Below are 22,281 nucleotides of genomic sequence, written 5' to 3' on the forward strand. Positions count from 1 at the left end.
CACCGACCCGGGCGTCCCACCTGACCAGGCCGCTCGATCCGGCCTTCACCCCTGACGATCCGGACGCTCGGTTCAGCCGGACCGGCCCGTGCCGCCCAGCCTCCGCCACACCCACCCGGCCGGTTCCTCCCGCCCGTGCAGCACCAGCGCGGCCGTCGCCTCGGACAGCAGGGTGGTCTCCACCTCCCGGCGGTCGACCGGCCGGCCGGCGAGCAACAGCTCGTCCCCCGGGAGGAGCTCGACGTCGTCGGCCGGGGCCAGGGCGGTGCGCTCGGTGCCGGCGACGATGAGCACCACCACGGGCAGGCGCTCGGAACGGTTCTCCGGATTGCGGAGCAGGTCGCCCAGGGTTGCGCCGCCGGCGGTCAGCCAGCTGCGGACCGCGGGGGCGAGCTCGCCGTCCAGCTGGATCTTCCACAGCGCGGGGAGTTCGTGACCGCAGTCACGGGTCAATCGGTGCACCAGGTCCGCGGCGAACTCCTCGCCCCGTCCGGGCATCTCCTGCAGGAACCGCCACAGCAGGGGGGTGCTCAGCTGCGCGTACACCTCGTGCGCGACGGTCTCCGCCGGCACCAGCAGCGAGGTCACCGTCATGGCGGCGTAGAGCGGGGCGTTGCTGGACCGGTTCTGCCGCGCGCCGAGGAACAGATCCGGGTTGATCCGTCGGGCGGCGGCCAGCAGGGAGAGATTGGCGGTGTCGTTGTCGGTCCCGGCCACGAAGCCCACCGCGTGCGCGAGATCGGCCCGTTCCAGCAGGTCCGGCTCGGACCCGTCACCCAGCACGAACTCGGTGGACGAGGCCCGGCCGTGCGGCGGGTGCTCGTCCCGTTCGTGGTCCTCCTGCGCCTGCGGGCGCGGGTCGATGACGGTGACCTGCAGGCCCTCCGCGGTCAGGTCCGCGGTCATCTCCCGGCCGAACCGGCCGTAACCGCAGATCACCCAGTGCCCGTGGGAGGGGGGTCGCTCCCGGTCCGGCAGTGGCGCTCCCGGCCCGGCCTCCAACCAGCTCAGCAGCTGGTAGGACGCCGGCGAGCGCAGCGCCGTGCGCAGGTGGTCACCGAACCGGTCGAAGGGATTGACCACTCCGGACGCGCCGAACGCGGCCATCCGGTTGCCCACGGAGCGGGAACTGGTCCGGGCGACCACGGTGACGTCCGGCCGGAGCAGGGACGTGGCCATGGTGACGGCCAGGTTGACCTCGTCGTCGTCGGTCAGCGCGGCCACCGCCGTGCAGTACGGCGACTCCAGCCCGGCCAGGCCGAGGAAGTGCGGGTCGGCCGCGTCGGCGACCAGCCCAGGGATGTCCCCGCGGTAGGTCGACAGGTCCAGCGCGTCGATCCGGTCGGCGGCCACGTCCAGCACCACGAACTGCCGGCCGAGCTCGTCCAGCGACCCGCCCAGCAGCTCCCCGGCGCGGCCGAACCCGGCGATGAGCACGAACGGCTCGCGGATGCGGGAGACCGTGCGGCGGAAGCGCTGCCGGGCCAGCGCGGAGCGGAAGGACCGGTCCTGGATGAGGCTGAGCAGGGTCCCGATCGCGTACGCCCAGCCGATCACCGACAGGTAGATGGCCGCGGTGACCCAGATCCGTTGCGGGGTGGAGAACGGCACCGGTAGCTCGCCGAAGCCGATGGTGGTGGCCGTGTAGCTCATGACGTAGAACGCGTCGAACGGGGTCAGATGGGTGGGCTGCCCGTCGACCGGGTTGCCCGGGACGAGGACCAGCCCCAGCACGCTGACGGTGAAGATGACGATCAGCGTGATGAGGGGGGCGCGCATGCGCCGCAGCACGATGAACACCGAGGCCTGCGCGCCCGAGCGGGTCGCGTGCCGGGGGACGTCACCGGGCGGGGTGTCCCGGGCGAGCAGGACGCGCCAGAAGACCCGCAGCGGATTGCGGGTCGGGGGGGCGGAGGCGGCGCCCGCCCGTCCCGGTGGGAGCGGCGTGCTCACCGGCGGTGGTAGCCGACCGTCTCGGACACCAGCAGCACCACCGAGACCAGGTTGGCCAGCAGCGCCCCGCCGGACAGTGACACCGCCGCGGCGGTGGACGCCGCCGTCAGCCCCGCATCGGAGGACTCGGCGATGACCCAGACGATCCCCGCGGCGACCAGCTGCAGATCCGCGACCAGACTGGTGGCCAGGTGCACCGCGCCGAGCTGGGTGCGATCACCGAACTTCAGCACGGTGGCGATGAGGCTGACGGTCAGCGCGGCGAAGAGCTCCCACACGCTGTGCAGCTCGGGGTTGGCGATGTCGCCGATGAAGAACCCCAGGTTCAGCGTCGCGGCCAGCAGGACGAAGAACCCGAAGACCACCTTCTCCAGATTCATGGTCTCCCTCACCGGATGTCGTGTGCCCGAAAGGTACCGCGACGGCCGTGGGGGAGTGATGATCTGCGGCAGCACCGGGACCGCCGTGGCGCCGGGCCGAGCAGGGAGCAGCCGTGAGCGACTTCAACACCCGCATCATCGAGGACTTCCACGCCCACGACGGCCATGTCGGCCCGCCCTTCGAGGGGGCGCCGATGGTGCTGGTGCACCACCGCGGCGCGAAGTCCGGTGCCGAGCGGGTCACCCCGCTGGTCTGGTTCGACGACGGTGGGCGGATGGTCATCGTGGCCTCGGCGGCCGGCGCGCCGAGTCACCCGGCCTGGTACCACAACCTGCTCGCCCACCCCGAGATCACCGTCGATATCGGCCACCCGGAGCGCTCGGCGACGACCCTGGACGTGCGGGCCGAGGAGATCACCGGCACCGAGCGGGACGAGATCTACGCGCGGATCGTGGCGATCATGCCGGGCTTCGGCGAGTACGAGACCAAGACCGCCGGGATCCGCACCATCCCGCTGTTCGCGCTGACGCCACGGTCGAGCGACTGAGCCGGGCGGCGGAGACCGGACCGGACGCAGGCCGCGAGCCCCCTCCGTAGCGACCGCCGACCGTGTTCAATGGCGTTCACAGGGTGACGAGCGCGCAGAGGCGCCGTGGCCCCGGCCGGGAAACGACAGGCAGGGGACGTCATGACGACGGAAGTCCGTTCGGCCCGATCGCTGCGGGGGATCCTGCACGGCGCTCGCGCCCGGGTGCGCGAGCTGGCCCTGGCCACCCGTCCGGTGCACCCGGAGACGCAGGCGGCGTTGGAGCGCCGATGGTCCGAGCTCCCCCCGGGTGCCCGGGTTCCGGCCCAGACCCTGGGCCAGCACGCGGTGGGCTGCGAGGGGACCCACGGGGTGTTCCCGAAGTGCAACCTGGCCTGCACCCCCTGCTACCACTCCCGGGACGCCAACCGGGTGGCGATCAGCGGCGAGCACACCCGCGGCGAGGTGGGTGAGCAGATGGCCTTCTTCCGCCGCATCCGCGGGCCGCGGGCGCACGCCCAGCTGATCGGCGGCGAGGTCACCCTGCTCCCGGCCGACGACCACGCCGCCACCCTGAAGCTCATGCTCGACGCCGGGCGCGAGCCGATGAGCATGACCCACGGCGACTTCGACGCCGACTACCTCACCGAGGTCGCCCTGGGCCCGGACGGGAAGAAGCGGTTCGACCGGCTCTCCTTCGCCGGGCACTTCGACATGCTCATGTTCGGCCGGCGCGGCATCGAGCGGCCCGCCGACGAGGCCTCGCTCAACCCCCACCGCAGGGCGTTCACCGCGATGTTCGCCGAGCTGAAGCGCCGGCACGGCGTCCGGTACTTCCTGGCCCACAACATGACCGTCACCCCGCGGAACGTCGACCAGATCGCCGACGTGCTCGCCGAGTGCCACGACTACGGCTTCGGGATGTTCTCCTTCCAGCCCGCCGCGTTCGTCGGCGACGACCGGCGCTGGCACGACGGCTACCGCGAGATCGACGCCGACATCGTGTGGGCCGAGATCGAGCGCGGCGCCGGGAGCCGGTTGCCGTACGGGGTCTTCCAGAACGGCGACGTGCGTTGCAACCGCACCGCCTACGGGTTCTACGTCGGCCACCGCTGGTACCCGGTACTCGACGACCAGAGCCCCCGGGACCTGGCGGTGCGCGACGCGTTCTTCCGGTACTGCGGCGGCATCAACTTCTCCGGCACCCCGATCCCGTTGCTGGCGGTCAAACTGGCCCGGGTGGTGGCCCGTCATCCGCAGGTCGCCGCCATCTTCCTGGGCTGGCTGGGGCGCACCCTGCGCGGGGTGGGCCCGCGCAAGCTGCTCTCCGAGCGCATCCGCCCGGTCAGCTTCGTCATGCACTCCTTCATGGACGCCGGCGACGTCGCCCCGGCGTGGGCGGCGATGCAGCGCGGTGAGGCGCTCACCGACCCGGTCCTCAAGGCCACCCAGGAACGGCTGCAGGCGTGCTCGTACGCCATGGCCCACCCGGAGACCGGGGAGCTGGTGCCGGCGTGCGTGCAGCACGGCGTCCTGGATCCGGGGGAGAACGCCGCCCTGCGCGTCCTGCTCCCGCTGGCCCCGGTGACCGACCGCCGGATCCGCCATGCCACTCCCACCACTGCCGGATCGGTCCGGGCCGGCGGTCCGGGAGTCGCGGGTGCTTGACGCTCCCGTCCGCCGGCTGCTCGCCCCCGGACTCGACGCCACCGCCGGTGGGTTGGCGGCGCTGGGGGTGCGCCCGCTGATGGTGACCGGGGTCGGCTGGCTGGCCGGGCTGGGTGCCTGCGTGGCCGCCGGCACCGGGTCCTGGACGCTCGCCCTCGTGCTCTGGCTGGTCAACCGGCTGCTCGACGGGTTGGACGGGCCGCTGGCCCGGCGTCGCGGCGCCACCGAACTCGGCGGGTTCCTCGACATCGTCGCCGACTTCAGCGTGTACGCCGGCTTCGTGCTGGCCGTCGCCGTCGCCGTGCCGGACGCCCGGATCGCCTGCCTGGCCCTGCTGGTCGCCTACTACGTCTCGGGCACCGCGTTCCTGGCGCTGTCCTCACTGCTGGAGCGGCGCGGTGACACCGGCGGCGACGGCCGCTCGCTGCGGTTCGTCGGCGGGCTGGCCGAGGGCACCGAGACGGTGGTCGCCTACGTGCTGTTCTGCCTGTTCCCGGGGCACGCCGCGCTCATCGCCTGGGTGTTCACCGCGGCCGTCGCGGTCACCGCCGGGCAGCGGATCGCCTTCGGCGTCCGGGTTCTCCGCCGACCGGCCCCATCAGGAGTCTCGACGGCCTCACCGTCAGCCCCGTCCGCCCACCGCTCCGCCCCCGACAGACAGGACCTGTGATGCGCCTGCGCACCGCTGCCCGCCGCCCCACCACCGCGCTCGCCCTGGGCACCGCCCTCACCCTGCTGACCGTCGCCGGCTGCGGCTCGTCGTCCGGGTCGGCCGGGAGCACCGCTGTCGCACCGGGTTCCGCCGCCGCCACGACCACCGCCACCGGGCCGGGGTCGTCCTCGGCCGGGTCGAGCGCGGCCACGTCCACCGCCGCGTCCACCGCCGCCGCATCGGGTTCGCCGGGCACGACCACCGCCGACTGGGACGCCGTGCTCGCGGAGGCGAACGGGCAGACGGTGAACTGGTACATGTACGGCGGCGACGACACCCTGAACACGTTCGTCACGGGGTACGTGGCCGACGAGCTGGCCGCCGCCGGCGTCACCCTCAACCAGGTCAAGATCACCGACACCGCCGACGCCGTCAACAAGGTGCTCGGCGACGTGCAGGCCGGGGCCACCGATTCCGGTGCGGTGGACCTGGTCTGGGTCAACGGCGAGAACTTCGCCACCGGGGTGCAGGCCGATCTGTGGGAGTGCGGATGGGACACCGTGCTCCCGAACTCCCGGTACGTCGACTTCGCCGACCCGGCGGTGGCCAGCGACTTCGGCACCCCGGTGGACGGGTGCGAGGCGGTGTGGCAGAGCGCCGACTCGGCGCTGGTCTACGACAGCGCCGTGCTCTCCGCGGCCGATGTCGCCTCGGTCGACAGCCTCTTCGCCTGGTCGCAGGCCAACCCGGGTCTGTTCACCTACCCCGCCCCGCCCGACTTCACCGGCTCGATGGCCGTCCGCACCTTCCTGTACGACGCCATCGGGGGCCCGTCCTCGCTGGCCGGTCCGTTCGACGAGGCCGCCTACACCGCGGCGGTGGCGCAGCTGTGGCCACGACTGACCGGCGTGGCCGGCTCGCTGTGGCGCGGCGGGGAGACCTATCCCGCGTCGCAGGAGGAGGTCGAGACCCTCTACGGCAACGGCGAGATCAGTGCGTTCCTGACGTACGGCCCCGGCGCCGTCGGCGACCAGGTGGAGAAGGGGCTGTTCCCGGAGACCACCCGGGAGGCCGTGCTGGCCGGCGGCAACATCGGCAACCGCAGCTTCGTCGCCATCCCGGCCAACGCCGCGAACGCCGCCGGCGCGAAGGTGCTGGCCAACGTGCTCCAGGACCCGGAGACCCAGCTCGCGCTGTACGAGGCCGAGGGCATCTACCCGGGCATCGATCTCACCCGCACGGACGCCGACGTGCAGGCCCGCTTCGCCGCCGTCCCGCTCAGCCCGTCCGTGCTCCCGCTGGAGGAGCTCACCCGCGACGCCCAGCCCGAGCTCGCCCCGGAGTACGTGGCGCGGCTCGAGCAGGACTGGACGGCCACCGTGCTGCAGCAGGGGTGAGCACCGCACCCTCCACCGTGTCGCCGTCCCGGCCCCGCCGCGCTCGACGTCCGCTGCCCCGAGGCGTGCGCATCGCCCTGCTGCTCGCCCCCGCGCTGACGGTGGTCGCCGTGTTCTTCCTGACCGGGGTGGCCCAGGCGATCGCCCAGAGCCTGGGGTACCAACCCTTCCTGCCCGGCGGCGGGCTGTCCCTGGACGCCTACCGACAGGTGTGGGCCGACCCGGCGGTGCGGGCGTCGTTCGGGGTGACCGCCCGGGTCGCGCTGGTGTCCACCGCGGTGTCGGCCGCCCTCGGGGTGGCGTGCGCACTGCTCGTCCGGCGGCTCGGCCGGTCCCGCGGGTGGGTCGCCGGCGTCCTGCAGGCCAACCTCGCCGTGCCGCACCTCGTCGGGGCGCTGTGCATGGTGCTGCTGCTGTCCCAGGGCGGGTTCCTGTCCCGGATGGCCCACGCCGTCGGCCTCACCGACACCCCGGCCGACTTCCCCGCACTCACCGCGGACGCGTTCGGCTGGGGGATCATCGCCGAGTACGTGTGGAAGGAGACCCCGTTCCTCGCCGTCATCGCGCTGGCCGCCCTCGGGCGCGGGGTGGACGACCTGGAACGGGCGGCCCGGGTGCTCGGCGCGAGTGCGTGGCAACGACTCACCGGCGTCACGCTGCCGCTGGTCGCCCCGGCGGTGGCCGCCGGCTCGGTCCTGGTGTTCGCGTTCGCGGCCGGCTCGTACGAGGTGCCCGCGCTGCTCGGCCGGCCCTACCCGGCGACGCTGCCGGTGGTGGCGCTGCAGTACTACCGGGACACCGATCTGCGGGCCCGCCCCCAGGCCATGGCCCTGGCCGTGATCATCGCCGTGCTCACCGTGGCGGTGGCCGCCGGGTACTTCGCACTGATCTCCCGGCTGTCCCGGCGGTCGGTGTGATCGCGACGACGACGACCCGCGCCCGGTCCCGGACCCGCGGGGTCGGCATCGTGCTGATCCTGCTCGGGGTGCTGCTCCCGCTGGTGCCTCTGGTGATCTGGGCCGTCTCGGCCCGCTGGCGCTACCCGGATCTGCTACCGCAGGAGCTGAGCCTGCGCGGGCTGCGGACGATCGTCGACCCGCGGAGCGACATCCTGGCCGGGCTCGGCACCAGCCTGCTCATCGCCGTCCTCGTGTCCGTGCTGGCCTGCGCGATCGGGCTGCCCGCCGGACGCGCCGTCGGCCTCTACCGGTTCCGCGGGCGCCGGCTGGTGCAGTTCCTGCTCCTGGCTCCGGTGATCGTCCCGGGTCTCGCCGTGACGCTGGGCATCCAGGTGTTCTTCGTCCGCGCCGGCCTGTCGGAATCGGTGGCCGGAGTGGTGCTGGTGCACCTTATGCCGACGGTGCCGTACGCGGCGACCCTGCTCGGGGCCGCGTTCGCCAACCTGGACCTGGACTACGAACGGCAGGCCCGGGCCCTGGGCGCCGGGCCGGTACGGGTGTTCCTGTTCGCCACCCTGCCCCTGCTGCGCCCGCCGCTGACCGTGGCGGCGCTGCTCACCTTCCTCATCTCCTGGAGCGAATACGTGCTGACGCTGCTCGTCGGCGGCGGCCAGGTGAAGACGTTGCCGCTGCTGCTGTTCGCCGCCATCGGGTCCTCGGACACCACGTCGGCGGCCGCGCTCGGCGTGCTCCTGGTGGCACCGCCGCTGGTGCTGGTGGCCGCGTGCGCCCGGCTGCTCTCCGGCCGGTCGGCCGGCGTCATCGGGTTCGGTCGGCTGTGAGCGGCGCAGAGGTGGCGCTGACCGGGGTGGGCAAGCACTTCGGCGACACCGCCGCGGTGGTCGACCTGGACGTCGTCGTGCCCGCCGGTTCGTTCACCGCTCTGCTCGGCCCGTCCGGCTGCGGCAAGAGCACCACCCTGGCCATGCTGGCCGGGCTGCTGCGCCCCGACACCGGGGACATCACCATCGAGGGGCGGTCGGTGGTGGACGTGCCCGCCGACCGCAGCGGCACCGGCCTGGTCTTCCAGAAGCCCCTGCTGTTCCCGCATCTCACCGTCGAGCAGAACGTCGCGTTCGGCCTGCGGATGCGCCGGACGGGGCGGGCGGAGACGCGACGGCGGGTGGACTCGATGCTGGAGCGCATGTGGCTGGGCGGACTCGGCGACCGTCGGGTGGGCGAACTCTCCGGTGGTCAGGAGCAGCGGGTGGCCCTGGCCCGGGCCTTGGTCCTCCAGCCCGCGGTGCTGCTGCTGGACGAGCCGTTCTCCCAGCTGGACGCGGCCCTGCGGGTCGAGATGCGCACCCTGGTCAAGGATCTGCACACCGAGTCCGGGACGACCACGGTGTTCGTCACCCACGACCAGGCCGAGGCCGTCGAGATCGCGGACACGATCCTGCTCATGCTCGACGGGCGCGCGGCCGGGCACGGCCCGCCCGAGATGTTCTACACCGCGCCGCCGTCGCTGGCCGCCGCCCGGTTCTTCGGGGCCGGGAACGAGATCCCCGGGGCGGTCCGGGCGGGCCGGTTCACCGCCCAGGGGCTCGATCTGCATCAGGAGACCGGACTCCCCGACGGGCCCGCGGTGCTGGTGGTGCGGCAGGAGGCCCTGCGCTGGGGAGCGGTCCCGGGGGAGCCGATCCCCGGGACCCTGGAGTCGGTGCGGTTCGCGGGTACGCATTTGGTGCTGCAGATCCGTTCCGCAATCGGCCTTCTCGCCGTCCAGGTGCCGGTCGGCACCGCGGTGGAACCCGGCACCGGGGTGGTGCTGACCCTGCCCCCGGGGGCGGGGACGGTCGTGGCCGCCTAACGACCGCTGCGCCGGCGGACCGCGGCCAGCACCCGGACGGCCGTGCGCGGGACGGGCCGGCCCAGCTGGGCCCGCACCTGGGCGATGGCCGCGTTCCACACCCCGTCGCCGTAGGTCGGATAGGCGTGGGTGGCCGACGCGATGTCCCGGGCGCGCAACCCTTGCCGGATGGCGAGCACCGCCTCGGCCAGCGACTCCCCGGCCCGGGGACCGACGATCGTCGCGCCCACCACGCGGTTGCGGCGGTCGAAGGCCAGGCGGGTGAACCCGTCGGTGGCCCCGTCGGCGACGGCCCGGTCCACGTGCGCGTGCTGGACGGTGCGGACGGTCAGCCCGGGCCCGCCGGACGTGCCCACGCCGACGGCGGCGACCTCGGGCTGGGTGAAGGTGACGCGGGGGATCGCGGTGGTGTCCACCGTGCCCCGCAGGCCCAGGACCGCGTTCGTGGCCGCCAGCGTGCCGTGCACCCCGGCGGTGTGGGTGAACGCCGGGTACCCGGTCAGGTCGCCGGCGGCCCAGACCCGCGGGTTGCCGGTCCGCAGGTGGGCGTCGACGCGGACGAAACCCCGCTCGTCGACGGCGATCCCGGCCTCGGCCAGGCCGAGGTCGGTGGTTCGCGGGTGCCGGCCGACGGCGACCAGCACCAGATCGGCGACCACCTCCGTGCCGTCGTCCAGGTCCGCCCGGTGCGCGCCCCCGTCCGGGACCACCGACGAGAGTGCCACCCCGGTACGGACGTCCACCCCGTCGGCGACGAGCGCGGCGGTCACCAGCGCGGCGGCGTCCGGGTCCTCCCGGCCGAGCAGACGCGGGGCCGACCCGACCAGGGTGACGCGGGAGCCGAGCCGGGCGAAGGCCTGGCCGAGCTCGCAGCCGATCGGGCCGCCGCCGACCACCAGCAGCCGGGCGGGCAGCTCGGTGATCGACCAGATCGTCTCGCTGGTGCGCGGGTCGGCCGCGCGCAGGCCCGGGATGTCCGGGACGACGGGCGCCGCACCGGTGCTCAGCAGGGCCCGGCGGAACCGGACCGGGGTGCCGTCGACGGTGATCTCGCGCGGACCGGTGAACCGGGCGGTGCCGTGGGCGACGGCGGCCCCGGCCCGACGCAGGGTGGCGGGGGAGTCGTCCGGCTCGATCGCGGCGATGGCCTCCTGCACCCGTCGCAACACGGCCGGACCGTCGACCGTGACGTGCCCGGCGTGGAGGCCCGGCCCCGGCGCGCGCATGCCCGCGACGGAGTGGGCCGCGGCGAGCATCGCCTTGCTCGGCACGCACCCGGTCCACAGGCAGTCCCCGCCCGGCCGGTCCCGCTCCACCAGCAGCACGCTCGCGCCGAAGCCGGCCGCGGTGCGGGCCGCGACGATGCCGGCCGTCCCGCCGCCCACGATGACCAGGTCCCACTCCGCACCGTGCGGCGGGGTCAACGGGTCGGAGGTCCAGGCCGGATCGGTCATCGGCACCGTCGGGACGTCACGGGGTTCGGGGGTCATCGTCCGCCGTTCTGCTCGGGGGTGGTCGGTGCTGGGCGGGGCATCGCCGGTGTCGCCACCGTGCCGACGACCACGCGGACGTGCCCGCTGCGGAGGCGCTCGTGCCGGACGTCGTCGGCGACGGTGTCGATGCGGCGCCACGGGGCCCGGTACGGGTCGGCGCCGCCGGTCCAGCAGGCGAACCGGGCCAGCGGCCAGCCCAGGCGGCCCCACCCGGTGGGCAGGGCCAGGTCGACCACGGCGATCCGGCCGCCCGGGCTCAGGCGTGCCACCGCCCGGTCGAACGCCACCGTCCAACCGTCCATGATCGACAGCGCGTAGGTGACCAGGAGGGCGTCGAACGGTGCCTCGTCGCCGAGGTCGACGGTCGCGGCGTCGGCCTCGATCAGCCGCACGCCGGTCCAGCCGTGCCGGGCGATGCGTCGGCGCGCCCCGTCGAGCATGGCTCCGGACGCGTCGACGCCGAGCACGGCGCCGGACAGGCCCACGGCGGCCATCACCGGGGGCAGGTTCAGGCCCGTCCCGCAACCGAGATCCAGCACCCGGTCACCGGCGGAGAGCCGCAGCAGCGCGATGGCCCGCAACCGCCCGGCGCGGTAGACCCAGCGTTCGGCGGACAGCAGGTCGTAGAACCGGGCGGCCGGGCCGTACCGGGGCAGGCGTGGGCTCATGCCCTCAGCGTGCCCGAGACGGGAACGGGCCCGGTGAGGTGCTCACCGGGCCCGTCCTGCAGGTCATGATCAGGCGGTTGCCGGCAGCGTCGCGGTGTCGATGACGAAGCGGTAGCGCACCTTGCCCCCGACGACCTTCTCCCACGCGTCGTTGATCTCCTCGGCCGAGATGACCTCGACATCGGCGGCCAGACCGTGCTCGGCGCAGAAGTCGAGCATCTGCTGGGTCTCCGGGATGCCGCCGTTCTTGGTGCCGGCGATGCGGCGACGGTTGGTCAGCAGCGGCCCGGCCTGCAGCTCGTCCGGCTTGTCCGGGAGCCCGGCGACCACGAAGGTGCCGTTGAGGCGAAGCAGGCCCAGGTACTTGTCCAGGGGCAGGTTGACCGAGACCGTGTTGACGATCAGGTCGAACGTGTTCTTCAGCGACTCGAAGGTGGCCGGGTCGCTCGTCGCGTAGTAGTGGTCTGCGCCGAAGCGCTCCCCGTCGTCCTTCTTGGCCAGGCTCTGGCTGAGCACGGTGACCTCGGCGCCCATGGCGTGCGCGATCTTGACGCCCATGTGGCCCAGCCCGCCCATGCCGACGATGGCGACCTTCTTGCCGGGGCCGGCCTCCCAGTGGTTCAGCGGGGAGAACAGGGTGATGCCGGCGCACAGCAGCGGCGCGGCCGCCGACAGCTCGATGCCCTCGGGGATGCCGAGCACGTAGTTCTCGTCGACGACGACGCCCTGGGCGTACCCGCCGTAGGTGGGCTCACCGTCGTAGAAGCGGGCGTTGTAGGTGCCGACCTCGCCCTCCAGGCAGTGCTGCTGCTCGCCGGCCAGGCAGTTCTCGCACTTCCGGCAGGAATCCACGAAGCAGCCCACGCCGACGCGGTCGCCGACCTGGTACTTACTCACGCCGGAGCCGACCTCGGCGACGATGCCGGCGATCTCGTGGCCCGGGACCATCGGGAAGATGGCCTCGCCCCACTCCTCGCGGGCCTGGTGGATGTCGGAGTGGCAGATGCCGGCGAATTTGATGTCGATGCGGACGTCGTTCTCGCCGACGTCGCGCAGGGTCACGGTCGTCGGTTCCAGGGGTGCCTTCGCCGAGGGGGCGGCGTACGCGGTCACAGTGGCGGTCACGTCGATGGGTTCCTTCCATGTGGTTCGAGCGGGCGGTTCGAGCGGCTCGCGTGCCTCGCCGAACGCATCCGGCCGGGCCGGGTGGTCGGGCGGGGGTGGCGGTGTCGTGCGGAGCTGAGGCGGTGGCCGCGCAAGAGCATGCAGCCGGACCTGACCTCGGGACAACGTTAGCCCCCCGACCCGGAAGATCGTCCCGCGGCCGCCGGGAGGGACGGTGCGGCCGGGGCCGGGCGGCCGGATCGTCGGTACCGGAGCAGTGCTGTCGGTGTCGATGGCTACCGTCGCCGCATGCCCCGAGCGTTCGATCGCCTGCCGGTCCGCCGGGTCGACCGCGCCCCCACGGTCGCCCTCGGCGACCACTGGCCGCACACCCTGCCGGCCGTCCGGCACGTGCTGACCGACGGCCTCGACCTGACCCCGGTGACCGTGCTGGTGGGCGAGAACGGTTCGGGGAAATCCACTCTCGTGGAGGCGCTGGCCCTGGCCTTCGGAATGTCACCGGAGGGTGGTTCGACCGGAGCTCGGCATTCCACCCGGGCCACCGAGTCGGACCTGTTCGACGATCTGCGGCTGACCCGTGGTGTCGGCGGCGCTCGGCGCGGTTTTTTCCTGCGGGCCGAGACGATGCACGGCTTCTACTCCTACCTGGAGGAGCACCCGGGCGATCGGCCGGAGCCGCGCTTCCACGAGATGTCCCACGGGGAGTCGTTCATCTCGCTGCTGCAGTCGGGTCGTTTCGACGGTCCCGGCCTGTACGTGTTCGACGAGCCGGAGTCGGCGCTGTCGTTCTCCGGGTGCCTGGCCCTGGTCGCCCTGCTCAAGGAGATCGCGGCCCGGGGCACGTCGCAGGCCGTGGTGGCCACCCACTCGCCCCTCGTCGCGGCCGTCCCGGGGGCCGTCGTCCACGAGGTCGGGGAATGGGGACTGCGGCGCAGCGAGTGGGCCGACCTGACCCTGACCCGCACCTGGCAGGCCTTCCTGCGCGACCCGGATTCGGTCCTGCGGCACCTCTGAGCCGGGCTGTCGCCCATGACGGACAGCGACCGGGCGCGGGAGGGGCGGATCAGGCGGCGGCGTCGTCCCGACGGCCCAGCGCGTCCAGGATGTCCCGGGAGATCCGGGCGGCGTCAGCGGCGTCCAGGACGATCGTCAGGTCCTGTCCGGGCAGGTGGACGGCGATGTCGCCGAACGAGGTGCGTTCGACCCTGGCGGTGTAGGAACCGTCGATCTCGGTGGTCATGGCATCTCCCTGTGGGGCCGGCTCGTCGTGCGGCGGTCCGGTTCGGTCGCGTCCACCGGGTAGGTGAATCGATCAAGTGTCACTCACGGAGATGACGAGGAGGCTACGTGTGAGTAACCGCACGGGCGTCGGGACGCCGGGAAACGCCTCGTCCGCGAACAGCGGGCTCATGGGCCGCGCACAGCTCCGACCGGCTGGATGAACGGAGCGCAAACCCCAGGAGGACCCCCCATGACGCAACTCGCCGTCTTCGCCGCCGATGTCGTCGCCATCGGCCTGCTCACCTTCGCCCTGTACTTCCCGCGCCACCGGCGCCGCGATCTGGTCGTCTCGTTCATCGGGGTGAACGTCGGCGTGCTGGCGGTGGCCGGGGTGCTGGCCACGACCACGATCGGCGCCGGGGTCGGGCTCGGCCTGTTCGGGGTGCTGTCGATCATCCGGCTGCGCAGCACCGAACTGGAACAGCACGAGGTCGCCTACTACTTCTCGGCCCTGGCTCTCGGCCTGCTGGCCGGGCTGTCCACCGCCGCGCCCTGGATCACCCTGAGCCTGATGGCGATGATCCTGGTCGTCATGTTCGTCGGCGACCACCCACGGATGCTGCCGCGCTACCGCCACCAGGTGGTCGTGCTGGACCGGGCCATCCCCGACGAGGCTCAGCTCGTCGCCCACCTCGAGCAGATGCTGGGCGGGCGGGTTCACCGCGTCGTCGTGCAGAAGCTCGACCTGGTCAACGAGACGACCACCGTCGAGGTGCGGTACGAGATCGGCCGCCGGGTGAGCACCGCGACGCCGCAGGAGCTCACCGAGGCGTTCGCCCGGTGAGTACCGCCCTGCGCACCCGTTGTCCGGTGGAGACTCTCGACCCGATCGGGCTTGCCGAGCTGCTCGAGAACGCGGCCCTGCAGGAGCGGGTGGACTGCAAGTACCTGGTGCCGTCATCGTTCCTGCCCGTGCTGATCGGTGGTCTCGATCGCGTCGGGGCCCGAGCTCTGGACATCGACGGACAGCGGGCCTTCCGGTACGCCTCGGTGTACTTCGACACCGCCGATCTCACCTGCTATCGCCTGGCCGCGCACCGCCGGCCGCGCCGGTTCAAGCTCCGCACCCGCACGTACCTGGACTCCGCAGAGACCTGGTTCGAGGTGAAGACCCGGGACGTGCGCGGTCGCACGCACAAGGTCCGTCGACCGCACACCGACCCGCGCACCGACCGGATGGACGCAGCCGCCCGGGCCTTCACCGTGCAGGCGGCGGCGTGGCCCGGGGTGGCTGAGCTGGACTTCGCCGCCGTCCTGTCCAACGGCTACCTCCGCAGCACGCTGTACCTGCCCGGGGACGACAGCCGGGTCACCGTCGACACCGGTCTGCACTGGCACCTGCCCGACGGGGCCGGCCTCGCCCGCCCCGACCTGGTCGTCGTGGAGACGAAGTCGCCGGGGCGGCTGTGCGCGGCCGACCGGGTGCTGTGGCGGCACGGCATGCGGCCCAGTTCGATCTCCAAGTACGCCACCGGGCTCGCGGCGCTCCGCCCCGACCTGCCCGCCACGACCTGGCGCCGGACCCTGCGCCGGCTCGCGCCCGTGGCCGACCCCCTGGACCGCGCGGCCTGATCGGCCCCCGTTCCTGACCCCTGCTGCGCCGGACACCGGCGCGGCTGCCGTCCGCCCCGATGCCCCCTGAAGAGAACCGGAGTTCCGCCATGCGCGCCCTCACCCGCCGCTTCGTCCTGCCCGTCGCCCTGTCCCTCGCCCTGGTCACCGGCGCCTGCGCCGCCCAGACCGACACCACCGCCACCTCCGCCGCCACCTCGACGAACGCGGCCACGTCCGCCGCGGCGGCGGCCAGCACCCCCACCTCGGCCGCCGCCACCCTGGCCGCGAACGCCGAGGTGATCGACCTGAGCAGCAGCACCGCAGCCGCGGCCGACACCGCGGAGGTCGCCATCACCCTCTCCGGGGACTCGGCCAGCAGCGATTCCGCCGCGGTGACCGTGGCCGGCTCGACGGTGACCATCACCGCTGCGGGCACCTACCGGATCAGCGGCACCCTCACCGACGGGCAGATCGTCGTCGACTCCGCCGGGGACGGCGTGGTCACCCTCATCCTGGACGGCGCCGACATCACCAGCAGCACCACCGCCGCGGTGCTGGTCAGTGATGCCGAGGCCGCCGTGGTCGACCTCGCGGACGGGACGCAGAACTCGCTGACCACCACGGGCACGGCCGCCGCGACCGCCGCAGCCGGGACGGAGACCGAGACCGACGTCCCCGACGCGGCGCTCTACAGCACCGCCGACCTCACCATCTCCGGTACCGGCGCGCTGACCGTGAGCGGCGACGTCGACGGCATCACCGGCAAGGACGGCCTGGTCGTGGCCGCCGGCACGATCACGGTGACGGCCGCGGACGACGGTATCCGCGGCAAGGACTACCTGGTCGTCGACGGCGGCACCGTCACCGTCACCGCCGGCGGCGACGGGCTGAAGTCCGACGACGAGGACGACGTGGCCGACGGCTTCGTCTCGATCACCGGCGGTTCCGTCGCCATCACCGCCGGCGGCGACGGCATCGACGCCGTCACCGACGTGGTCATCACCGGCGGCACGGTCACCGTGCAGGCCGGCGGGGGAGCGACCGCCGCCGTCTCCGACGCCGTGTCGACCAAGGGCGTCAAGGGCGGGGTCAGCGTCGTCGTGGAGGGCGGCGAGGTCTCGGTCGACGCGGCCGACGACGCGGTGCACTCCGACGGCTCCGTCGCGGTGAACGGCGGCACGCTCACCGTCGCGTCCGGCGACGACGGCTTGCACGCCGACGGCGAGGTGGCGATCACCGCCGGCACGGTCGCGGTGACCTCATCGTACGAAGGGGTCGAGGGCGCCACGGTGACCGTGGCCGGCGGCGACACCACGGTCCTCGCCAGCGACGACGGCCTCAACGCCGGCGAGCTGCTCACCGTCAGCGGCGGCACCCTCACCGTCGATTCCGGCGGCGACGGCCTCGACTCCAACGGTTCGGCCGTCATCTCCGGCGGCACCACCGTGGTCGCCGGCCCCGTCCAGCAGGGCAACGGCGCACTGGACAGCAACGGCGGGATCACCGTCACCGGCGGCAGCCTGATCGCGGTGGGGACGTCGGGCATGGTGGAGGCGCCGACCACCGACTCGGCCCAGGGCTGGGTCGCCGCCACCCTCACCAGCACCGTGCAGGCGGGCTCGGCCGTCCAGGTCACCGGAGCCGACGGCGCGGTGGTCGCCGAGTTCACCGCCACGAAGGCGTTCACCTCGGTCGTCGTCTCCACCGATGCCGTGACCAGCGGCGCCGGCTACACGGTCGTCGCGGACGGAGCGACGGTCGGCACGGCCACCGCGGGCGAGCCCCCGGCCGGCGGCATGGGGATGGGTGGAGGCATGGGCGGCGGGCGGCAGGCGCCGAACGGCGGCTGATCCACCGGCTGCCGAACCAGCCGACCACCGGCCCTCCGGTGACCCGCCCGGGAGCCCGTCCTACTGGATGGCACTCCCGGGCGGGGCCACCTGGAAGGTCACCGGGCTGTCGACCGCGGCCACGCCGGGGACCTGCCGCATCGCCTGCCGCATGCCGGAGGGCACCGAGCCGGAGATGATGCCGATGGAGCCCATGACCTGGTCGACCTGCATGCCGCGGGCCCGGAGGCGGTCGGCCACCCCGGCGACGTCCTGCAGGTGGTCGTCGTCCACCGTGATCGAGATCTGCTGTTCCATGGCCGCACTCTCCCGTCCCGGGTGGGAGTGGCGGCCTCGCTCACTGCGGCGCCTGGACCAGGCCCGACCCGACATCGGTCGCGGGAGCGGTGAGCCCGAGCGCCGATCCCGTCAGGGTAGTCCAGAGCTCCTTGCCGCGGAGGCCCGAAGCCTGGGCGTGCAGGGCCGCGACGCCGGACACGTGCGGAGTGGCCATGGAGGTACCGCTGATGGTGTTGTACCGCTCGGGCATCAGCCAGCTGGAGAACACGTCCACCCCCGGCCCGGCGATGTCCACCTCCCCGCCGTCCACCCCACTGCTGCGGGCGGAGAAGTCGGCCACGGCCAGCGCTCCGTCGACGGCGGCCACCGCCATGATCGACGGGCTGTTGGCCGGGACGCCGACGAACCCGACGTCGCCGGAGGACCGGGAGGCGTTGTTGCCGGCTGCGGCGACGATCAGCGAGCCGGCCTGCAGGGCCCGGCGGCCGACCGTCTCGTAGCGCTGGACCACCTCGTCCAGGTCGGCGCCCAGCGACATCGAGATGACGGCGCACCCCTGGGCGACCGCCCAGTTGATGCCGGCCAGGATGTTCGTGTCGGTCCCCGAGCCGGAGTTGCCGAGCACCTTGCCGACGAAGATCTCGGCGTCGGGGGCCACCCCGTAGCGGCGGACACCGTCCGGGGCGGCCGGGCCGCACGACGTGCCCACGCAGTGGGTGCCGTGGCCGTGGGCGTCCTGCGCGTCCTCGCCGGCCACGAACGACTTCGCCGTCACGGTGCGCCCGACGAAGTCGGGGTGGGCCAGGTCGAACCCGGTGTCCAGCACGGCGACCTTGATCCCGGCCCCGGTGGCCGGGCTGGTGGGGGCGAGGACCGCCTGCAGCCCCCAGGTGAGCGAGTCGGTGTCGGTGAACGGACCGGCGGCCTCCGCCCGGGCCGAGACCGATCCGGCGAGGCGGTCGTAGACATCGCTCACGCCGTCGCGGTAGCCCCGGACGTAGTCCAGGGACGGGCCGGGGACGCCAGGAACGTCCGGGGCGGCAGGGCTGCCGTCGAGGACGTGGAAGATCAACTCGGGCTCGATCGACTCGACCCGGTCGTCGCCGGCGGCCAGCTCGCGCAGCGCGGCCAGCTCGCCCGGGCCCGCGGTGACGACGGCGACGCCCAGGTCGGTGAACAGGACGGCGGGGTCGCCCTGCGCGTCGGACATCTGGAGCGCGGTGTCCCCGTACTCCCGGGTCCCGGTGGCCGGGGTCATCGGGCCGCGCACGGCCTGCATCGCGCTCGTCATCTGCTCGGGGGTGTCGACCCCGTCGGCGAAGACCAGGACCCACCGGCCGGTGGCGCTCGTCCCCTGCGACCCGGTCGGGGTGGTGTCGTCGGAAATCATGCTGGTTCCCTTCGCCTGCTCACCGCCCCACCACGGACGGGGCGACGGTGGGCCCGTGGGCCCCTGATGCACGCAGTTGTACCGCCGGACACCGACAGCCCGTCACCCGAGGGGGTGACGGGCTGTCGGACGAGCGCGTCGAGCGGGCACCTGCCCGCCGGTCGGTCAGGCCGCGTCGGCGGCCTCGACGACGTCGACGGGGGCCGCGGGAACCGCGGTGTCCTCGACGACGACCGGGGTGGTGGGGGTGGCCTCGTCCGGAATGCCGGCCGGGCGGGTGGCCTTGATGTGGTCTCCCATGGTCATGACGACTCCTCTGTCTGGGCGGGATGGCTCGGTCGTGGTCGATCGCGGGATCGACCCGGTCGGTCTCGGTCCGGACACCCGCACGTCGTCGGGAGAGCGCCTGATCCGCCGTGCTTCTCCCGACGTCCGGATCGGGGGAATGCGTTCCCGAACGGTGCGGAGAATGGTGACTTTCGGTTACTTCATGATTCTGATCTTCATTCTATCCCATGGCCCCGGACGTCCTCGGGTTCATTTCACACGGATACCGATTCGTGATGTCTACATTTGCGCTGCCCCACCCGGCGGACGGACCGTCCGCTCGACGAGCCCCTGGAGGTCGACATGGCGGGAGGACCCGTGATCGCCGAGCCCGTCGAACCCGGGGCGGGCACGTCCAGCGGGGCGACGGTCGCTCCGCTGCGCCCCCGCCATGCCGTGGACCCGGCCGGGTACCTCTACGGCGCGCTGGTCGCGGCCGCCGTGCTGACCCTGGTCGACGATCCCCAGGGCGAGCCCGGCAGTCGGGGACAGACCTCCGGGGAGGTGATGGCGCACCTCGCCGTGGTCGTCGGCACGCTGCTCATCTACTTCGTCGTGCACGTCTACACACGGGTGCTGGGCACCCGGGCGACGGCCGAGCCGACGGATCGGCGGGTGTGGTCCGGAGTGGTCCACGAGTGCTCGATCCTCGCCGGCGGGGTGCCGGCCATGGCCGTCTACCTGGCCTGCGCGCTGGTGAACCCGGAGCACGCCGGCACCTGGGCTTTGTGGGTGACCACCGTCCTGTTCGGCGTCCTGACCTGGCTGCTGGCCCGGCGGGCCGGTGTCCGGGGCTTCCTGCTGGGCCTGGAGGCGGTGGCCATGACCATGCTCGGCTACCTGATGATCGTGCTGAAGGCGGCCCTGCAGTGACGCCGGGCCGCCCCCGACCCGATTCGGCCCACCTCAGGCCGCGATCACTTGCGGCCGGGCGCCCACTGCATGCCCCAGCCGTACATCTTGTCCAGCACCGATTGGCCGCCGTTCACGTACTGCACCTCGCGCTGGACCTCCAGCTCGCCACCGTTGTCGGTGAGCTGGGCGACGGCACAGATGCGGGCGGAGGCCTCGGTGGCGTCGAGCGTGACCTCGATCTGCGGGCCACCCACCGGGGTCAGGGTGACCACCCCGTCGGCGGCGCCCCAGTTCGGCACGCCCTCGTAGATCATCGCGAAGATCAGCACCCGCTTGAACCGGCCGGGCCGGCCGAGGTTGACCGACATGGTCTCCCCGCCGGTCACCGATCCCGAGCGGTCGTCGCCGTCCAGGGCGATCCACGGGGCCTCGTCCAACGACCCGAACGCCCCGCCCAGGGCCTGGATGACGCCCTTGCGGCCGTCGGCCAGCTCGTAGAGGCAGCCCAGGTCCAGGTCGATGCCCTTCGCGGGGGCGGTGGCCGCCGCGGCCAGCTTGGCCAGGAACCCGCCGCGCGGCTTGTCCGGCGCCGCGGGCGGTCGTGCCGACCAGTTCAGGTTGACCGTCAGCACGCCGCCGGTGCCGCCGGTCTTGCTCAGCGACACCCGGGGGGCGCTCTTGGTCAGGGTGACCTTGGACAGCGAGACCGGGGCACCGCCACCCGCTGCGGGCGGGGGTGCCGCCGCCGGGGGCGGGGTGGTCGGGCGCTTCGTGTAGTCGATGGCCATGACGCGGTGTGCCGTCCTCTCTGGGATGGGGACTGGTGCGGATGGTGCGGGTCGACCGGGGTCAGTGCGAGGCGGCCCCGACGGTCGCCGGGTCCTCGCCCCGCGCCCGCAGGGCCTTGTTGCGCCGCACGCTGGACAGGAAGGCGGCACCGATGAACGCCACGCCCAGCAGGCCGGTGATGATCTCGTTGACGTGCACGCCGATGGAGACCATGAGGATCGCGGCCAGTGCGCCGATCGCCCAGTGCGCGCCGTGCTCCAGGTAGACGTACTCGGCGAGAGTGCCCTTGCGGACCAGGAACACCGTCAGCGACCGGACGAACATGGCGCCGATGAGGCCCAGGCCCAGCGCGATGATGATCGGGTCCGAGGTGATCGCGAAGGCGCCGATGACTCCGTCGAAGGAGAACGAGGCGTCCAGCACCTCGAGGTACAGGAACAGGAAGAAGCCGGCCTTGCCGGTGGCCCGGACCAGCTGGGTGGGCCCGCCCGACCTGGCCTTGGACTGCACCGCGGACGGGTCGGCCGTCGGGTTGTCGGTGGTGTCGGTCCCGTTGGCACCGGCCAGGGCCTTGTCGACCGCGGTGTCCGCGGTGGTCTCGTCGTCCTCCTGGCCGGCCTCGAACAGCGTGCCCAGGCCGTTGACGGCGAGGTACAGCACGATGCCGACGACCCCGGAGAACAGGACCGTCTCGGCGTCCTCGGCGAGGGTCTCGGAGACGACGAGCAGCACGATCATGGAGACCAGGACGGCCATCGCGTCGAGCTTCCCGGCCTTGGCCAGCGGACGCTCCAGGGCGCTCAGCCAGGTGTGCTCGCGCTCCTCGAAGACCCAGCTCAGGAACAGCATGAGCAGGAACATGCCGCCGAAGGCCGCGATGATCGGGTGCGCGTCGGTCAGCAGGGTCTCGTAGCTGGCCCGGCCGTCCGGGAAGTAGGCGGCCCCGTCGGCGGGCGGGTTCATCGCGAGATCGAAGGCGGCGATCGGGTTCAGCCCGGCGGCCAACCACACGATGACCAGCGGCAGCACGAGGCGCATGCCGAACACGGCGATGACGATGCCGACGGTGAGGAAGATCTTCTGCCAGAAGTCGCTCATCCGCTGCAGGATCGTGGCGTTGATGACGGCATTGTCGAAGGAGAGCGAGATCTCCAGGATGCCGAGGATGACGCACAGGAACAGCGCGGACGGCCCGCCGTACAGGAATGCGACCACCAACGAGACCGCGGTGACGATGTAGGACCACTTGAAGATGCTCAGGTGCACGACGGGCCTTCGGTTAGCAGGGGGCGGACCGACGGGGCCGGGTGGATGACCCGGCCCC

General features: G+C 73.0%; 23 protein-coding genes. 12 read left to right on the forward strand and 11 right to left on the reverse strand.

Translation table 11 applies throughout. From position 1 onward, the window contains the following. Nucleotides 1-72: 72 nt before the first annotated feature. The gene (locus J2S58_RS15380; RefSeq protein WP_205256559.1) at nt 73-1,953 is read right to left on the reverse strand and encodes a potassium channel family protein; all 1,881 of its coding nucleotides are present in this window, start codon (nt 1,951-1,953) and stop codon (nt 73-75) included. Continuing rightward, the gene (locus J2S58_RS15385; RefSeq protein WP_205256558.1) at nt 1,950-2,333 is read right to left on the reverse strand and encodes a DUF6394 family protein; all 384 of its coding nucleotides are present in this window, start codon (nt 2,331-2,333) and stop codon (nt 1,950-1,952) included. The genes J2S58_RS15380 and J2S58_RS15385 overlap by 4 nt, the downstream gene beginning before the upstream one ends. Before the next feature lie 113 nt (nt 2,334-2,446). On the opposite strand from J2S58_RS15385, the gene J2S58_RS15390 reads away from it, so the two are divergent. The 7 genes from J2S58_RS15390 to J2S58_RS15420 all read left to right on the forward strand — a co-directional run bounded on the left by J2S58_RS15390 (nt 2,447) and on the right by J2S58_RS15420 (nt 9,346). Next, nucleotides 2,447-2,881, forward strand: coding sequence for a nitroreductase family deazaflavin-dependent oxidoreductase (locus J2S58_RS15390; protein WP_205256557.1), 435 nt, complete (start codon nt 2,447-2,449; stop codon nt 2,879-2,881). Between the two features lie 141 nt (nt 2,882-3,022). Next, on the forward strand, nt 3,023-4,528 hold the full coding sequence (locus J2S58_RS15395) for a hypothetical protein (RefSeq protein WP_205256556.1): 1,506 nt from the start codon (nt 3,023-3,025) through the stop codon (nt 4,526-4,528). After that, nucleotides 4,521-5,198: a CDP-alcohol phosphatidyltransferase family protein gene (locus J2S58_RS15400; protein ID WP_205256555.1), complete on the forward strand. Its 678-nt coding sequence runs from the start codon at nt 4,521-4,523 to the stop codon at nt 5,196-5,198. The genes J2S58_RS15395 and J2S58_RS15400 overlap by 8 nt, the downstream gene beginning before the upstream one ends. Continuing rightward, the gene (locus J2S58_RS15405; RefSeq protein WP_205256554.1) at nt 5,198-6,577 is read left to right on the forward strand and encodes an ABC transporter substrate-binding protein; all 1,380 of its coding nucleotides are present in this window, start codon (nt 5,198-5,200) and stop codon (nt 6,575-6,577) included. The genes J2S58_RS15400 and J2S58_RS15405 overlap by 1 nt, the downstream gene beginning before the upstream one ends. A 65-nt stretch (nt 6,578-6,642) precedes the next feature. After that, complete coding sequence (locus J2S58_RS15410; protein WP_205256553.1) at nt 6,643-7,494, forward strand: ABC transporter permease; 852 nt, start codon at nt 6,643-6,645, stop codon at nt 7,492-7,494. Next, complete coding sequence (locus J2S58_RS15415) at nt 7,491-8,318, forward strand: ABC transporter permease (protein WP_205256552.1); 828 nt, start codon at nt 7,491-7,493, stop codon at nt 8,316-8,318. The genes J2S58_RS15410 and J2S58_RS15415 overlap by 4 nt, the downstream gene beginning before the upstream one ends. Continuing rightward, nucleotides 8,315-9,346: an ABC transporter ATP-binding protein gene (locus J2S58_RS15420; RefSeq protein WP_205256551.1), complete on the forward strand. Its 1,032-nt coding sequence runs from the start codon at nt 8,315-8,317 to the stop codon at nt 9,344-9,346. The genes J2S58_RS15415 and J2S58_RS15420 overlap by 4 nt, the downstream gene beginning before the upstream one ends. On the opposite strand, the gene J2S58_RS15425 is transcribed toward J2S58_RS15420, so the two are convergent. The 3 genes from J2S58_RS15425 to J2S58_RS15435 form a co-directional block, all read right to left on the reverse strand. After that, nucleotides 9,343-10,800 (reverse strand): dihydrolipoyl dehydrogenase family protein, encoded by a 1,458-nt coding sequence (locus J2S58_RS15425; RefSeq protein ID WP_344469933.1) that lies wholly within the window; start codon nt 10,798-10,800, stop codon nt 9,343-9,345. The two genes, J2S58_RS15420 and J2S58_RS15425, sit on opposite strands and share 4 nt — an antisense overlap. Before the next feature lie 32 nt (nt 10,801-10,832). After that, on the reverse strand, nt 10,833-11,507 hold the full coding sequence (locus J2S58_RS15430; protein WP_205256549.1) for a class I SAM-dependent methyltransferase: 675 nt from the start codon (nt 11,505-11,507) through the stop codon (nt 10,833-10,835). Nucleotides 11,508-11,576: 69 nt separating this feature from the next. Further along, on the reverse strand, nt 11,577-12,632 hold the full coding sequence (locus J2S58_RS15435) for an NAD(P)-dependent alcohol dehydrogenase (protein ID WP_205256548.1): 1,056 nt from the start codon (nt 12,630-12,632) through the stop codon (nt 11,577-11,579). A 288-nt stretch (nt 12,633-12,920) separates the two neighbouring features. Here J2S58_RS15435 and J2S58_RS15440 point away from each other — a divergent pair, with 288 nt between their 5' ends. After that, on the forward strand, nt 12,921-13,646 hold the full coding sequence (locus J2S58_RS15440) for an AAA family ATPase (RefSeq protein WP_205256547.1): 726 nt from the start codon (nt 12,921-12,923) through the stop codon (nt 13,644-13,646). 49 nt (nt 13,647-13,695) lie between these two features. Here the strand turns inward: J2S58_RS15440 and J2S58_RS15445 are convergent, their stop codons facing one another. Further along, entirely contained in the window at nt 13,696-13,872 is a 177-nt protein-coding gene (locus J2S58_RS15445) for a hypothetical protein (RefSeq protein ID WP_205256546.1), read from the reverse strand. A 231-nt stretch (nt 13,873-14,103) separates the two neighbouring features. On the opposite strand from J2S58_RS15445, the gene J2S58_RS15450 reads away from it, so the two are divergent. From J2S58_RS15450 to J2S58_RS15460, 3 genes are all read left to right on the forward strand, one after another. Next, a complete protein-coding gene (locus J2S58_RS15450) occupies nt 14,104-14,697 on the forward strand; it encodes a DUF4956 domain-containing protein (RefSeq protein ID WP_205256545.1) in 594 nt (197 codons plus the stop codon). After that, nucleotides 14,694-15,485, forward strand: coding sequence for a polyphosphate polymerase domain-containing protein (locus J2S58_RS15455; protein WP_205256544.1), 792 nt, complete (start codon nt 14,694-14,696; stop codon nt 15,483-15,485). Before J2S58_RS15450 ends, J2S58_RS15455 begins: the two co-directional genes overlap by 4 nt. An 89-nt stretch (nt 15,486-15,574) precedes the next feature. Continuing rightward, nucleotides 15,575-17,317, forward strand: coding sequence for a carbohydrate-binding domain-containing protein (locus tag J2S58_RS15460; RefSeq protein WP_205256543.1), 1,743 nt, complete (start codon nt 15,575-15,577; stop codon nt 17,315-17,317). A gap of 60 nt (nt 17,318-17,377) precedes the next feature. Here J2S58_RS15460 and J2S58_RS15465 read toward each other — a convergent pair whose 3' ends face one another. The 3 genes from J2S58_RS15465 to J2S58_RS15475 form a co-directional block, all read right to left on the reverse strand. Beyond that, nucleotides 17,378-17,614 carry a hypothetical protein gene (locus J2S58_RS15465; protein WP_205256542.1) on the reverse strand — a complete coding sequence of 79 codons (237 nt, stop codon included), beginning with the start codon at nt 17,612-17,614 and terminating at the stop codon, nt 17,378-17,380. Nucleotides 17,615-17,654: 40 nt separating this feature from the next. Beyond that, complete coding sequence (locus J2S58_RS15470; protein ID WP_205256541.1) at nt 17,655-18,986, reverse strand: S8 family serine peptidase; 1,332 nt, start codon at nt 18,984-18,986, stop codon at nt 17,655-17,657. Between the two features lie 165 nt (nt 18,987-19,151). Beyond that, nucleotides 19,152-19,292 (reverse strand): hypothetical protein, encoded by a 141-nt coding sequence (locus J2S58_RS15475; protein WP_205256540.1) that lies wholly within the window; start codon nt 19,290-19,292, stop codon nt 19,152-19,154. A 324-nt stretch (nt 19,293-19,616) separates the two neighbouring features. On the opposite strand from J2S58_RS15475, the gene J2S58_RS15480 reads away from it, so the two are divergent. Continuing rightward, entirely contained in the window at nt 19,617-20,186 is a 570-nt protein-coding gene (locus J2S58_RS15480; protein ID WP_205256539.1) for a hypothetical protein, read from the forward strand. A gap of 44 nt (nt 20,187-20,230) precedes the next feature. Here J2S58_RS15480 and J2S58_RS15485 read toward each other — a convergent pair whose 3' ends face one another. After that, nucleotides 20,231-20,956 (reverse strand): TerD family protein, encoded by a 726-nt coding sequence (locus tag J2S58_RS15485; RefSeq protein WP_205256538.1) that lies wholly within the window; start codon nt 20,954-20,956, stop codon nt 20,231-20,233. A 61-nt stretch (nt 20,957-21,017) separates the two neighbouring features. Next, nucleotides 21,018-22,223, reverse strand: coding sequence for a DUF475 domain-containing protein (locus J2S58_RS15490; protein WP_205256537.1), 1,206 nt, complete (start codon nt 22,221-22,223; stop codon nt 21,018-21,020). Between the last annotated feature and the right edge of the window lie 58 nt (nt 22,224-22,281).

Source organism: Nakamurella flavida (genome assembly GCF_030811475.1).
Taxonomy (GTDB): Bacteria; Actinomycetota; Actinomycetes; order Mycobacteriales; family Nakamurellaceae; genus Nakamurella; species Nakamurella flavida.